Origin of the sequence: Campylobacter sp. BCW_6889 (assembly GCF_001762535.1) — a bacterium.
Taxonomy (GTDB): domain Bacteria; phylum Campylobacterota; class Campylobacteria; order Campylobacterales; family Campylobacteraceae; genus Campylobacter_D; species Campylobacter_D jejuni.
In genome coordinates, this window is the sequence record NZ_MJWZ01000063.1 from 1 (window position 1) to 11,672 (window position 11,672).

At 27.0% G+C, this 11,672-nt stretch carries 22 protein-coding genes and 1 pseudogene; 6 read left to right on the plus strand and 17 right to left on the minus strand.

Going from position 1 to position 11,672, the window contains the following annotated elements; all coding sequences use genetic code 11:
• The 17 genes and pseudogenes from AJ939_RS06025 to AJ939_RS06105 form a co-directional block, all read right to left on the minus strand.
• A partial coding sequence (locus tag AJ939_RS06025) for a DNA-methyltransferase (RefSeq protein ID WP_070283398.1) occupies positions 1–731 on the minus strand: 731 nt, incomplete at its 3' end.
• A complete protein-coding gene (locus AJ939_RS06030) occupies positions 709–975 on the minus strand; it encodes a hypothetical protein (protein WP_044779016.1) in 267 nt (88 codons plus the stop codon). The genes AJ939_RS06030 and AJ939_RS06025, both read right to left, overlap by 23 nt.
• Positions 959–1,330, minus strand: coding sequence for a hypothetical protein (locus AJ939_RS06035; RefSeq protein WP_002858334.1), 372 nt, complete (start codon positions 1,328–1,330; stop codon positions 959–961). Before AJ939_RS06035 ends, AJ939_RS06030 begins: the two co-directional genes overlap by 17 nt.
• Positions 1,331–1,555: a hypothetical protein gene (locus AJ939_RS06040; RefSeq protein ID WP_002787300.1), complete on the minus strand. Its 225-nt coding sequence runs from the start codon at positions 1,553–1,555 to the stop codon at positions 1,331–1,333. It abuts the gene before it with no gap.
• A gap of 8 nt (positions 1,556–1,563) precedes the next feature.
• Positions 1,564–2,325, minus strand: a complete 762-nt coding sequence (locus AJ939_RS06045) for a hypothetical protein (RefSeq protein WP_044261579.1) — start codon at positions 2,323–2,325, stop codon at positions 1,564–1,566.
• On the minus strand, positions 2,262–2,576 hold the full coding sequence (locus AJ939_RS06050) for a hypothetical protein (protein WP_044261580.1): 315 nt from the start codon (positions 2,574–2,576) through the stop codon (positions 2,262–2,264). The genes AJ939_RS06045 and AJ939_RS06050 overlap by 64 nt, the downstream gene beginning before the upstream one ends.
• A gap of 79 nt (positions 2,577–2,655) precedes the next feature.
• On the minus strand, positions 2,656–2,976 hold the full coding sequence (locus AJ939_RS06055) for a hypothetical protein (protein WP_044261581.1): 321 nt from the start codon (positions 2,974–2,976) through the stop codon (positions 2,656–2,658).
• Between the two features lie 388 nt (positions 2,977–3,364).
• Positions 3,365–3,601 (minus strand): hypothetical protein, encoded by a 237-nt coding sequence (locus AJ939_RS06060; protein ID WP_052805367.1) that lies wholly within the window; start codon positions 3,599–3,601, stop codon positions 3,365–3,367.
• Between the two features lie 13 nt (positions 3,602–3,614).
• Positions 3,615–4,016, minus strand: coding sequence for a hypothetical protein (locus AJ939_RS06065; protein ID WP_044779015.1), 402 nt, complete (start codon positions 4,014–4,016; stop codon positions 3,615–3,617).
• A 4-nt stretch (positions 4,017–4,020) separates the two neighbouring features.
• Positions 4,021–4,251 carry a hypothetical protein gene (locus tag AJ939_RS06070; protein ID WP_002787283.1) on the minus strand — a complete coding sequence of 77 codons (231 nt, stop codon included), beginning with the start codon at positions 4,249–4,251 and terminating at the stop codon, positions 4,021–4,023.
• Positions 4,217–4,480, minus strand: coding sequence for a hypothetical protein (locus tag AJ939_RS06075; protein ID WP_044779014.1), 264 nt, complete (start codon positions 4,478–4,480; stop codon positions 4,217–4,219). Before AJ939_RS06075 ends, AJ939_RS06070 begins: the two co-directional genes overlap by 35 nt.
• Positions 4,481–4,489: 9 nt before the next feature.
• Positions 4,490–4,873, minus strand: a complete 384-nt coding sequence (locus tag AJ939_RS06080) for a hypothetical protein (RefSeq protein WP_044261586.1) — start codon at positions 4,871–4,873, stop codon at positions 4,490–4,492.
• A gap of 198 nt (positions 4,874–5,071) precedes the next feature.
• A pseudogene (locus tag AJ939_RS06085) lies at positions 5,072–5,233 on the minus strand (pentapeptide repeat-containing protein); the annotation flags it as partial.
• A 113-nt stretch (positions 5,234–5,346) separates the two neighbouring features.
• Entirely contained in the window at positions 5,347–5,826 is a 480-nt protein-coding gene (locus AJ939_RS06090; RefSeq protein WP_070276085.1) for a YopX family protein, read from the minus strand.
• Between the two features lie 63 nt (positions 5,827–5,889).
• The gene (locus AJ939_RS06095; protein ID WP_070210189.1) at positions 5,890–6,621 is read right to left on the minus strand and encodes a phage regulatory protein/antirepressor Ant; all 732 of its coding nucleotides are present in this window, start codon (positions 6,619–6,621) and stop codon (positions 5,890–5,892) included.
• Positions 6,622–7,051: 430 nt separating this feature from the next.
• On the minus strand, positions 7,052–7,345 hold the full coding sequence (locus tag AJ939_RS06100; RefSeq protein ID WP_044779008.1) for a hypothetical protein: 294 nt from the start codon (positions 7,343–7,345) through the stop codon (positions 7,052–7,054).
• The gene (locus tag AJ939_RS06105) at positions 7,342–7,545 is read right to left on the minus strand and encodes a hypothetical protein (protein ID WP_044779007.1); all 204 of its coding nucleotides are present in this window, start codon (positions 7,543–7,545) and stop codon (positions 7,342–7,344) included. Before AJ939_RS06105 ends, AJ939_RS06100 begins: the two co-directional genes overlap by 4 nt.
• 70 nt (positions 7,546–7,615) lie before the next feature.
• Between AJ939_RS06105 and AJ939_RS06110 the strand changes: the two genes are divergently transcribed.
• The 6 genes from AJ939_RS06110 to AJ939_RS06135 form a co-directional block, all read left to right on the plus strand.
• Positions 7,616–7,924: a hypothetical protein gene (locus tag AJ939_RS06110; RefSeq protein WP_002801731.1), complete on the plus strand. Its 309-nt coding sequence runs from the start codon at positions 7,616–7,618 to the stop codon at positions 7,922–7,924.
• A gap of 256 nt (positions 7,925–8,180) precedes the next feature.
• Positions 8,181–8,726, plus strand: coding sequence for a hypothetical protein (locus tag AJ939_RS06115; protein ID WP_052521811.1), 546 nt, complete (start codon positions 8,181–8,183; stop codon positions 8,724–8,726).
• 316 nt (positions 8,727–9,042) lie between these two features.
• Positions 9,043–9,684: a helix-turn-helix transcriptional regulator gene (locus tag AJ939_RS06120; protein WP_070276084.1), complete on the plus strand. Its 642-nt coding sequence runs from the start codon at positions 9,043–9,045 to the stop codon at positions 9,682–9,684.
• The gene (locus tag AJ939_RS06125; protein WP_070276083.1) at positions 9,681–10,469 is read left to right on the plus strand and encodes a HipA family kinase; all 789 of its coding nucleotides are present in this window, start codon (positions 9,681–9,683) and stop codon (positions 10,467–10,469) included. Before AJ939_RS06120 ends, AJ939_RS06125 begins: the two co-directional genes overlap by 4 nt.
• Positions 10,462–11,169 (plus strand): DUF3037 domain-containing protein, encoded by a 708-nt coding sequence (locus tag AJ939_RS06130; RefSeq protein ID WP_186820435.1) that lies wholly within the window; start codon positions 10,462–10,464, stop codon positions 11,167–11,169. The genes AJ939_RS06125 and AJ939_RS06130 overlap by 8 nt, the downstream gene beginning before the upstream one ends.
• Positions 11,170–11,197: 28 nt before the next feature.
• Positions 11,198–11,672 (plus strand): DNA/RNA non-specific endonuclease (locus AJ939_RS06135; protein ID WP_250540837.1); only part of this gene is annotated, 475 nt, incomplete at its 3' end.

The window sequence follows — 11,672 nt, forward strand, 5'->3', positions numbered from 1 at the left end:
TGTTTAAACATAATTTCATTAGCACTTTTAAAAAAGTCTTTTTTAATCTCAAAGCCATAAGCTTTGCGGTTTAAATTTGTAGCTGCTAAAAGTGTGCTACCACTTCCAGCACATGGATCAATTACTACATCATTTACATCTGTAAAAATACTAATTAATCTTTCTAAAAGTTTTATAGGCTTTTGTGTGGGATGTACTTTAGGAATACCTTCATCTTTTTGCCAATCCATGCAGTTATAAATCATCTTTCCATCATTGTTAAATTTTGGAAGTTTTTCACGATATAAGATTAAAGCATATTCACAATTTCCAACTATTTTCATATTTGCTTTTAAAACTTGAGATGAGCTTTGTTTTCTAAAAACCAAATTTATATAATGATTAAAGCCATATTTTTTAGCTACTTCAATTAACATTGTTTGTTGTTCAAAAGAGCAAAAAACAATCATGCAAGGACTTTTACCGCATTCTTTAGGTTCTTTTATAAGCATTTTAGAGCAAAAGTGCATAAATTCGCTAACTCTAAAATCATTATCTGTGTCAAAAAATGCCTTGTTTGCTTTTTTGCTTTCTCCATTTTTATTATCCCCATTTATATACCATTCAGGAGATGAAGCATAAGCATTGTTGCCTAAATTATAAGGAATATCAGCTATTACAAGCTGTGCTTTTGGTATATTATATCTTTTAAAATTTTGAAAATGGTCGTTATAAAGCTGTGGGTGAAACATCATCACTTCCTTTTTGATTAAATAAATTAGGCTCTTCTAAAAAGGCTATTTTTTCCATTATTTCATTAAATTCGCTCTGATAGTCTTTGATATTCTGATTTAATATGCTTCTTTCATCTTTAACTCTTTGTATAGATCTATGAATTGCTAAAGCTCTTTTGGTTAAAACTTCTATCTCTTGGTTTAACTCACCTTGATTTAATTCCTTTGACTGCTCTAATTGCTGATTAGTATTTTTTTTCATTTTTTATCCTTTTAATTATATTTTCAAGTTTTAAAAGTCCGCGTTCTAAAACTTCTTGTTCTTCTTTACTTCTTGCTTTTAGCTCATTTATTCCTTTTGCTGCAATAGAATAAAACACCAAATCAATTCGTTTGTAAAACTCTAATTTCTTTTTGTATTCTTCTCTTAGTCTTTGCAAAATGTTTTCTTTCTCTTTTTCAAATAAAGCTAAAACAAAAGAATCTGAAAAATAAAAACAAAGTCTTCTTTCTTTATTTTCCCCTACAATCTTTGCATCTTTAAAAAAGTATTTAAGATCATTATTTAAAACAAGTTTTGCTAAATCGTAAGCTTCTAATTCTCTTGTAATATTCATTTAACACCTCATTGTATAAGTTTTATTAAATTCTCTTGTGATCTTTTCTACTTTAAAGCTAGTTTTTAATTTATTATCACATTCAGGACAAAAGCCATCTAAACTCACGCTTTTTACATCGCCTATAATTTCATCAAGACCTTTAAAAAATTTAGAATTTGGCACAAATTCTAAGTTGCATTTTGAACATTTTATTGTCCCTTTAAAAATAAAATTTACTTTCATATTCTCTCCTAACTTGCCAAAGCGTAAGGCTTAAATATCTTAGCCCAACGTGGATTGTTTAAATACTTTGTTTGCTCAAGTATCACTCTCATATTAAAATGCCAAATTCCTACCATTCTTAAATAATCTTGCATAAGATCTAATGCATCATTGATATCATTTTCTATTCTATCTAAGAACTTATCCTTTATCTTCAATGTAAGCTCTAATCTTTTCCATCGCACAAATTCCCTTTTAATGTTTTCTTTGTGATAGTGTTTTTGTTTTTCGTATTTATCATAAAGTAAAATGCGTTCTAATTTATAGTATTTACTTTGAGGATTGTTGATATACATACTTGTTTTATAAGTATGAAAATCGCCAAAGATTTTAAGTTTGCTAAACCTTTCTTGGTGTTTAAATTCTCTTGGTTTAGATACTGCTAGATCATCATCAAAATCACAGGCAATATCCACACTATAAGCTTTAAACCTTTTTATCATTTTGCTTAAAATTTTCCACACTTCAGCTTCTATTTGTTTACTAGGCTGATAAAGCCCATTAAATTGCACCTCTATGTAGTAATCTTTTGCTTTTTTATTCTTTTTCGAAAGCTCAAAGCAAGCCTTAGAATTATCTAATATAATGATAGTATTTGAAAGGCTTTTATTTCTAGGTTTTATATTGATATAACGCATTTTAAAAGGATAAAATTTATCATTGGTTTTTATGCCTTTGAATTTGTCTTTTGCAAATTCATCAATGCTTTTGTTTCTTGTTGTGCTTCGCATTTTTTCAAAAAGCCCCCATCTTTTAAGGTATTTGTAAAAGGTTTTTTTATTGATAACGAAACGGAAGCTGTCGTATCCTGTGCTATGATTTGTTTGCATAAAATATCCTTTTCAAAACCTTTTTTCATTAAAAAGCCATTGCTACTTATCTTTACAAGTGCATAGCCACGCATTGCTAAACTTTCTATTACCTTTGCTCTTTGTGCTTTTTTAAAAGCATCATTATCTTTTTGTATGGGTTTAAAACTCATTTTTTTCCTTTTTTTAGACATTAAATGAGTGTTTAGGGTTTATTAAAATGTCCTAAACACTGTTAAACTGGTGATTTATTTAATAGTTGAAATTTTTTCTTCGTTTTTCTAATTTAAATACTAATATATCACAAGCTTTTTTACTTAGCTCATCATTAGCGCATAAAATTTTAGTTTTAAGTTCTCGCATTAAACTTTCCACCCAAAGAAAAAGCTCATCATCTCTAAAAACAAAAAGCTGATTTTTGGCAAATTCTGCTTTTAGTTTCTCGTATTTTTCCCCTTGTATATTTTTAAGCTTAAAAACCTTTTCTTTAGTCTTTTTATGTTTTTGCTTTTCGATTAAAAGCTGATATTTTAAAGCTTTTATTTCGTTTTCTAGGTATGGTTTATTACTCATTTTTTAAGCTCCTTAAGTTCTTTTTCAAGCCTATAAACTTTTGCCGATAAAACACATAATAAAGTCGCTAATACTAAAACTATAATTTCTAAAATCATTTTTAACTCCTTTTTTGATATAATAGAAAAGGTAAAAGATGATAAGGGCTTTCGCCCTTTGCCTTAATGCTTTCTTGCGTTGATAATGGCTGTTATCAAGCAGATTAAAGCAGTGATTAACTCGAGCACATCACTAGCGTTCATCTTTTACTCCTTTCTTTTATTTCAAAAGTAATTTATCTTTACTTTTGATAACACAATTATAACATAATAATTACTAATTGTCAAGGTTATAATAATTTATTTTTATTTTTTGTAGATAAAGAAGTAATTTAAATTTACTTTGTGGATTAATTTTCGTTAATCCACGCTTTAAAGTCTTTTTTGATAGCTTCTGCTTTTTCTAATTTTGCTTCTAGTTCAAAAATTTTTTTAAGCATATTAATAGCGTGTGCCATTTGAAAACTTATTTTTTCAGTAGAAATGGCATTTTTTACTGCGCCTTCACCAAAACCTATTAACTCGGCTAACTCTTTATAAGTTAAATTTCTTTCCTTGCAAAAATCCTTAATTTCTTGTGCTGTCATTTTTACCCCTTGATTAGAAAAACTTATTAGCCAAAGAAAAAGCTAAGCTTATACTTTGTTTTATAGCTTCTTCATCTGCTAATTTTATACTATCTCTAAGTTTATCACCTAAAGTTTTATTATTTTGTAATGTTTTTGGGATTGATTTTAAAATTTCTAAAGATTTAAGAGTTAATCTTACACCAAAAAAACACTCAAACCCTAAAGTTTTTACCTCTTCATTAAAACTTATAAAATCAAAATCTCTTAATGCTATAATCGTTTCATAGACAAATTTTACATCTTCTTTGGTTGCATCGCTATCCTTGATAATGTCTTTTAAAATGTAAATATCTTTTTTTATAGGAAAATTATCAAGCAAGATAGCTAATACTTTTGCGCTATAAAAATCAAATTTTTCTATATTGCTTTGCATTATATTACCTCTTTTCTTTTTCCTCACAAACAAAATAAACTTTTACATTCTTATTTTTATTGATTAAAAGAATTTGTTCGTGTAAATTTTCAAAAGGACTTTCTAAATTGTCATAAAATTTCAATCCACACACAGGACAATTTTTTATACTATTGTGAGTATCTATAATGATTTGCGTTTCACAATTTTTGCACTCTAGTTTAAACTTTTTTATCTTGGCGATTTCTTGTTCCATCACATTCCTTTTTACAAACAAAATAAAATTCTGCATTTTTATTTTTGCTAACACTTTTGAACAATTCAGTTAAAATTTCAAAGGGATTATATCCTAAATTTTCATCTATAAACTTTATTCCACATTGCGGACAAGTTTTAATAACATTACCTATTTTTGTAATGATTTTTGTATCGCAATTTTTACATTTTATTTTTAATTCTGTAATTTTTTTTAAATTCTTATCCATATTTAAACCTTATTTTATTAGTTCAAAAATATAACTAATGGTATGTTTAAGGATTTCATTGTTTGTTTTGTTCGAAAATTTTAAAATTCTATCAGCTAAGGTTTCGCCATTTTGTAAGCTTTTTGGTGTTGCCCTTAAAATACTTAAACCTTTAGCACTCAAGCTTACATTTAAAAATGCAATTGGGTTCATTGTTTTGCTTTGTATTTTAATGAGTTCTAATTCTTCTAAATATAAAATGCTATGATAATAAATCTTTTCTAATTCTACTATATCTTTTTGCGTTTCGCTTATTATATTTTGAAGTAAAATATCGCTTTTAAGTGGGAAATTTTCGAGTAAAATTTTAAAAACTCTCCCTGTGCAAATATCAAAATGTTCTAAATTATTCATAATATACCTTATTATTATAAAAAATAAAATTAACAAATTTAAAAGCTAATTTTATCAAAAAAATATTTAGCTTTAACCTGCTTTCAAAATCGCTTAAAATTTTAACTATTTGAGTTGCTAAAGGGCGGTATTCTTCATCTGCTTTTTTTTGCAATTCATTTTTTAATTTGTCACTAACCTTTATTTGTATAAGATTGCTACCAATGCATTATTAAAATCTAATTCACTTAAATTTATATTTTCCAAGTTTGCATTATTTAAAGAAATCCCTTCTAAAATGCAATACTCAACTAATTCTTTTTCACTTTTTCTATCATCTTCGATAATGATAGTTTCATCTAATCTTTTTAAAATTCCCATTTTAACTCCTTAATTATTTTTTCTAAAAGCTCAATTTTTTTAATATTTAATTCCAAGATTTTAATATTTAATTCTTTTGTAATCATAAGCTTTTTTAAGCTTGTCAACTAATTTCATTTTAGCAACTCCGCGTTTTCGTGGATATTGCCGATGATTTCAACACAGTCCTTTATGTAACATATTTCTAAAAAGGTTACACAATACTCATGAGAAGCTTGAGAAGCTTTCCTATTTATAACCTTAAATATCCCATTATGGTATTGGACAAAGCCCTTTTCTACTTTATTGTAGTCTAGTTGTATACGGAGTATATCACCTTCATAGATCTTTTTACCATTTTTATCATAAAGTCCTGTAAATAATTCTATCTCATAATTACATGATGTAAAGTCTTTAACTTTACAATATTCATCATAGTCTCCACCGTAATAATTGCTTTCATAACTGTGTTCTATAGTAAGAACATAGTTTTCATCATCAACATTTCCTGTAACTGCAATATACTCATTATTGTTTATATTATCATTGTATATTTTCTGTTTTAAATATTTTTTACCATCCCAAATCCTAAAATCAAAATCTCCTAATTTCATTCTTTCTCTCCTTTTGTACTTCTTTCAACTTCTTGCCATTCTTTGTCACTTTTAAATTCTCTATCAACTTGCTTTCAAAATCGCTTTTAAAATGGCTATTTGCCCTTTACCTGTTATTTTTGTCGTGCTTACAAGTCTATCGCCGTTGATGGTGCTAACAGTCGTTTCACTTACCTTAAAAAGTCCTTGTTCGATGTATTTTTGATAAGGTTTGTTATCGCTCATTAAAAATCCTTTTTCACGCAAGATCTTAAAAAGTCTTTTCTCGCCAATTTCAAGATTATTTTTTTCGTGTAAGATTTTTGCGTAATCTCTTATCAAAATAGCATCATTTGTGTTTTGAATGCGATTTGCAAAATGAATTAAAGGTGCATTTTGTTCGGCTTCGTTTTTTAAATTTACATTTTCAATTTGAAGCTTTTCATTTCTCTCTAAAAGTTCTAATTGCATTTGCAAACTTTCTTTTAATGAAAGCGGTTTATAACTTTGTTTTTTAAGCTCATTTTCTAAGTATTCTAATCTATCGATTATCTTTGCTCTTAGTTCTACACTATATCCACTCACTAAAATTAGCACTTCTCTTTTTGGTAAGCGATAATACTTGTAAAACTGCTTATTTTGTGGGTTTTGGTAGGTATGCTCAAATTTGAAGACACCCCCTTCAACCACTTTTTCTAAGTAAGTTTCTATATCTCTTGTAACATTTCTGTGTTCTTTTCCTGTAAGCTCTGCTATCTCTAAAGAAGTTAAGCTTATTTCTTTGTTTTCATCTTTTCTAAACAGCTCTAAATTCATTTATTCTCCTTAAAATTTTTTAGTGTTTAAATGAAGACTTAAGAGCCATCTTAAAAGATGGCTTAATTTAAGAAGAAATAAATAAATTTGAGGACTTTAAAAGAATTCTCATTAGTCCTCATTTAAACACTAACCAAAACATAGGACCTGCATTCAAAGTCTAAAAGACTTTTGGTATTTTGGTAAATTAACAAAGCTTTAAAAAAGCCCACTTTCCACACCGTCGCCTGTGAGTGTAATAAAGATAAGAACACACTAGCCATAAAAGGCTAGTGAAGCAATCTAAAAAATATCAAACCTTTAAAGTTCGCAATTGTAGGCGTTTATCCACTTAACGCAACTTTTGCAAAAACCCTTTAAGCACACTTTTTGCTATCACTTTAAAAAATGCGATTTTAAAGTGCTTAGATAAATGTGCTTAATGAGGCTTTTAAGCTGCCTCAATTTCTTCTAGTAAAGCTTTAATCTGTGTAATAGCTCTTTCGTGTGCCTCTTTGTAAGTTACATTCTTTTTATACTCACTTTTTAAATCTTCAATCCTTTGCGTTAGCCTTTCATCGTCTCTTATTCCAAGTTTTAAAAGTGCAATTTCTACTTTTGAATTACGCTTAGTGGGAGTGCTAAGCCAAACAGATAAAGTCCTATCTGTAAGATCTAGTTTTTTTTCTACTTCTGCTATAGTTCCAACATCTAAAATTTGTTTGATTTTTTCATATAGTTTCATTTTAAACTCCTTAAAGAAATGATTGTTTTTTCAAAAAGTCCATCGCTGATCGCTTCTATGCTTACCTCATCATTTTCATGTAAAAAATTCAGCGCTTTCTCGAATACCTCATCGCTGAAATTAAAACACTTTCTAAGTTCTTCCTTTTCTTCACTTTTTCTAAAACTTAAAACATCTAAAATTGATTTTGCTTCTATCATTTTTTGCTCCTAAAAACTTGTTAAAAGCTTTTTTGTGATACAATCTAAAAGCTTTTAAGAAAGGTTTTAAATGGACTTTTATACTCCTATTAAAGATATTTTTGGCTCAAGCGTTTCAGCTTTTTTCTTTGGTTTTATGCTTGGTTTTGTGCTTTGTAAAATGTTTTCTTTTATGAAATTTCTTATTAAAGCACTAGAAAAGAAAAAAACTAATATTTGGCATGATACTTGTCCTTATGTTTCACACAATGGCAAGCCGTTAGCTATTTCTTTTAAAACACGAAATAGAAAAACCATCGATGTAAATTGTCCCTGTTTTAATTCTTCGAATAAAACTTGCATAAAATCAGGCTTTATTTGTGCTTTTTACAATGATTGATTAACAAAGCCAACGAAAAACCTACTACAAAAAAACAAGCTGATATTACATCTTGCATTTTATTTCCTTTGTGTGCAACTTTTGTTTTTAATTTAAAACAATTTGCAATTAACTTTTTTAAATTGTTGGTGTTATTATAATAAAAATATACTCATTTTGTCAAGTTTATATTTTCATTTTGTAAAAAAATACTAAATTTTTGAGTATAAATATTTCTTATGATACAATTTCTAAAAACATTAAAAAAGGAGCTAAAATGAAAGAAAGCATTTCATACGAAAACTATGAAAAGAATTTGAAATTGGAACTAGAAAATAAAAGAAAGGATTTTGATAGTCAAATTTCACAAATCATACCAGGTCAAACGCAAATGATAAAACTTTATTTTTGGTTTGCTACTCTTATAATATCAGGACTTTTGACTATATCAGGCAAGATGCTTAAAATTTATCTTACTTTTTCAAACTTGGAAATCTTACAAATATCTTTTTTCATCCTAACTTTTGCATGTGGCTTAGCTTGTATCTTTTTTGCACTAAAAGCGATTTTAAAAGGGGCTATTATCTATCATCCAGCTGGACTAAAAAAAGTATTTGAAGAGTTTCCAAAAGATAAGTATGAGCATGTAAAAGGCTTAGAGAGAATGATAAACGCAACTTATAAAGCTATAGAAGCAAACAAAAATGAAATCTTAAAAACTACAAAACAATTGCGTTTATCTTTTTATAGCATTATTCTTTGTTTGTCTTTTTTTATAGTATTTTTAATCACATTATTTCCAAATTTTATAGAAAGGGGGTGAGTATGCTTGGCAGATGAAAAAGAAAGCGTGGAAGTAGATGCGCCTACTCCAACACAAACCAGAGATGATAAAAAAGATTAAGGCGATTTAGCCTTAATAAAACAAAATATAATACCCAAAAAAGAAAAACGCAAGTATAAACCAAAACTCCATTTTTCAGCCTTTTAAATTAAAATAATATAAGTTTAAATTAAAACTTGGCATACTTATTGCTTAGGTTTTAACAAACGATTTAATTTTTTTATATTGTTGGTGTTATTATAATAAAAATATACTCATTTTGTCAAGTTATTTTATAACTTTTGAAAGGATTTTTGTGGACGTTAAAGAAATATTAGATCAATGGAAATCAGAACAAAAACTAAAAACTTATAAAGATTTGGCTATTTTTTTAGGTGTAGCACCAAATACACTCGATGTTTGGAAACAAAGAGGTAGTATACCTCCTAAAAATATACTCAAATATATTCAAATGCATTCAAGTATAAAATCCACAAATACAATTTCAATACGTTATTTTCCTGACATTTACGCAAGTGCTGGTTTTGGCAATACAAATGAAAATGAAAATTTTCAAATTATCAACGTAGATAAAACTTTTTTAACTGAAGTTTTAGGAGTGCCTTACAAAACTCAATATGATATGATTAAAATTAATGGCGATAGCATGGAACCTATTTTATCTAATGGAGATTTTATTATTGTGGATAGAAGCAAAAATTCACTTGGGGCTATTTCAAATGCAGATATTGTTATTTTTAGAAAAAATGATGATTTATTTTGTAAAAAAATTAAAAAAGAACCTTTTGAAGATTATATTTTTTTAGTTTCTGAAAATAAAAAATACGAGGATAAAAAAGTAGATAATAGCGAATTTGAACAATGCGAGATCTTAGGTGCTGTAGTATCAAAAATGGCGATTGAAACCTTTAAAAATTTTATAGAAGTGGTGGGATGAGAGTAAAATTAAATATTTTTGAGATATCTAATATTATAAGGGTTACTGATTATGGAGCTAGTTGTCCTTTAGAAGTAAGTATTAAGGATAATTCTAAATTTATATTAAAAACTAAATATAACAGTGTTTGCGGAACTGGAAAAAGCTTATTTGCTGAACTTTTTTCTTATTTATATTTGCAAGAATTAAATTTTAAAGATATCCCCGGCATAGCTTTATTAAATATAGATGATGATTTTATAAAATTAGCAGATAATAAATTAAAAAATGGAACTCAAAGAGACAAAGAAGCATTAGAAAATATCAAAAATTCAAAAGGTTTAAATTTAGGAATTTCATATATATTTAATGCAAGTAAAATTTATCCAAAAGAATTAACAAATAAATTTAAAAATTATACTTGCTTGTATGATGGAATTTTAATGAATAGTGATAGAGAATTTAAAAATCCAAATATTTTAATCAATGATTTAAAAAAGATTTTTTTGATTGATTTTGGTTTAGCTTTTGATATATTAAAGGCATTAAATATTATTTTAGATGATGAGATTAACTCTAATCAGTATTTTGATAAAAATACTTTCGATAAAAATTATTTATTACTTGACCACTTAAAACATATCAAAATAAATAAAAAGAAATTAAATTGTCAAGAAATTTTAGATATAATAAACGCTATACCATTAGAGTGGCTAAGCTTGACTTCAGCACAAAAACAAGCTTTAAGCAATATGATATATAAAAGACAAGGACAAAAAGCGGTATATAGTTATGAAAATGTTTAAATATAAAATGATAAAATATTTTCCTTACTCAGCCAGTGAAGAATTTATAAATATAGGTTTTTGGCTTTGGGATGAGAATGGAAATAAAATACAACATTATATTAGCCATACACATTTAAAAATATTATCTAAATGTCATTTTCTAAATACCAATTTTATTAAAAATAGTATTGAAAGATTAAAATTAGAAACAAATGAAAAATATTGGTATGGTAATCATTTTAGATTTAGCGAATTTGATACTATATTGCATGATACTTTAGAAAGTGCAAAAAATTTTTTATATTATGAAAAAATAGGAGAAAAATTTAAAAATTTTGGATCAAAAGAAAGAAATATAAGATACGAGGAAATAAAAAATAATGCTATTAATTTAATAGATACTGATTTTAAAAATGATTTAGAACTAATATCTGAGCGTGGAGAATATAACTTTCATATTATAAATAAGCATTCTAAAAACGAAATATTTTCAAGACTTGGAAATATAGCAAACATAGATGATATAAAAGAAGCTTTTGCAAAAACTTTAGAATATGATATGCTTTTATATTTCTTACAATGTGAAGAATTTACGCTTAGTAAAAAAACTCAAAAAGGTAGGGAAAATTTAGAAAAAGTGCATTTTTATTTTAAACCTTTTTATGATGAAGAAAACCAAAGCAGAACTTTAAAAGAAATGATTAAAGCAACAAGTTAAACAAAATGAAAAACTCATACTTTTACCGTTGCTAGCAACTCTAGCTTTTGCTGATTACACACAATATAAACCGAGTGAAGATTTTGCAAAGTATTTTACTAAACAAAACTGCTCTCAAGTTTTAGATAAGTTTTATTATCTAAATTGTTATGATTATAATTATAAAGGCACTAAAGCTGTAGCTTATAAATTAGAAGCGGAAAATTTAAAAGGCGAACAAATTAAAAAACGCCCACGATTTGAAGATGATACAAATATCCCTAAAAAATATCGCACCACTTGGAGTGATTATAAAAATAGTGGTTATGATAGAGGACACACTCTTTCTAATGCCTCAATGAGAAAAACAACTCAAGCTCAAAGAAGCACATTCTTAATGAGTAATATTACTCCACAAAATCCACAAATCAATCAAAGGGTTTGGAACAAGATTGAAAAAAGAGAAAGACAAGTAGCTTCAAAGCTTGGAAGTTTAGAAGTTTTAAATTTGGTTAATTATGATA

What these genes read in the sequence shown, in the direction of transcription:
- AJ939_RS06110 (WP_002801731.1), top strand. Translation starts at nt 7,616, where the DNA reads ATGGACTTTTATACTCCTATTAAAGATATTTTTGGCTCAAGCGTTTCA.
- AJ939_RS06130 (WP_186820435.1), top strand. Translation starts at nt 10,462, where the DNA reads ATGTTTAAATATAAAATGATAAAATATTTTCCTTACTCAGCCAGTGAA.
- AJ939_RS06090 (WP_070276085.1), bottom strand. Translation starts at nt 5,826, where the DNA reads ATGAAATTAGGAGATTTTGATTTTAGGATTTGGGATGGTAAAAAATAT.
- AJ939_RS06105 (WP_044779007.1), bottom strand. Translation starts at nt 7,545, where the DNA reads ATGATAGAAGCAAAATCAATTTTAGATGTTTTAAGTTTTAGAAAAAGT.
- AJ939_RS06030 (WP_044779016.1), bottom strand. Translation starts at nt 975, where the DNA reads ATGAAAAAAAATACTAATCAGCAATTAGAGCAGTCAAAGGAATTAAAT.
- AJ939_RS06125 (WP_070276083.1), top strand. Translation starts at nt 9,681, where the DNA reads ATGAGAGTAAAATTAAATATTTTTGAGATATCTAATATTATAAGGGTT.
- AJ939_RS06040 (WP_002787300.1), bottom strand. Translation starts at nt 1,555, where the DNA reads ATGAAAGTAAATTTTATTTTTAAAGGGACAATAAAATGTTCAAAATGC.
- AJ939_RS06035 (WP_002858334.1), bottom strand. Translation starts at nt 1,330, where the DNA reads ATGAATATTACAAGAGAATTAGAAGCTTACGATTTAGCAAAACTTGTT.
- AJ939_RS06050 (WP_044261580.1), bottom strand. Translation starts at nt 2,576, where the DNA reads ATGAGTTTTAAACCCATACAAAAAGATAATGATGCTTTTAAAAAAGCA.
- AJ939_RS06095 (WP_070210189.1), bottom strand. Translation starts at nt 6,621, where the DNA reads ATGAATTTAGAGCTGTTTAGAAAAGATGAAAACAAAGAAATAAGCTTA.
- AJ939_RS06065 (WP_044779015.1), bottom strand. Translation starts at nt 4,016, where the DNA reads ATGCAAAGCAATATAGAAAAATTTGATTTTTATAGCGCAAAAGTATTA.
- AJ939_RS06060 (WP_052805367.1), bottom strand. Translation starts at nt 3,601, where the DNA reads ATGACAGCACAAGAAATTAAGGATTTTTGCAAGGAAAGAAATTTAACT.
- AJ939_RS06045 (WP_044261579.1), bottom strand. Translation starts at nt 2,325, where the DNA reads ATGCGAAGCACAACAAGAAACAAAAGCATTGATGAATTTGCAAAAGAC.
- AJ939_RS06115 (WP_052521811.1), top strand. Translation starts at nt 8,181, where the DNA reads ATGAAAGAAAGCATTTCATACGAAAACTATGAAAAGAATTTGAAATTG.
- AJ939_RS06100 (WP_044779008.1), bottom strand. Translation starts at nt 7,345, where the DNA reads ATGAAACTATATGAAAAAATCAAACAAATTTTAGATGTTGGAACTATA.
- AJ939_RS06070 (WP_002787283.1), bottom strand. Translation starts at nt 4,251, where the DNA reads ATGGAACAAGAAATCGCCAAGATAAAAAAGTTTAAACTAGAGTGCAAA.
- AJ939_RS06055 (WP_044261581.1), bottom strand. Translation starts at nt 2,976, where the DNA reads ATGAGTAATAAACCATACCTAGAAAACGAAATAAAAGCTTTAAAATAT.
- AJ939_RS06080 (WP_044261586.1), bottom strand. Translation starts at nt 4,873, where the DNA reads ATGAATAATTTAGAACATTTTGATATTTGCACAGGGAGAGTTTTTAAA.
- AJ939_RS06075 (WP_044779014.1), bottom strand. Translation starts at nt 4,480, where the DNA reads ATGGATAAGAATTTAAAAAAAATTACAGAATTAAAAATAAAATGTAAA.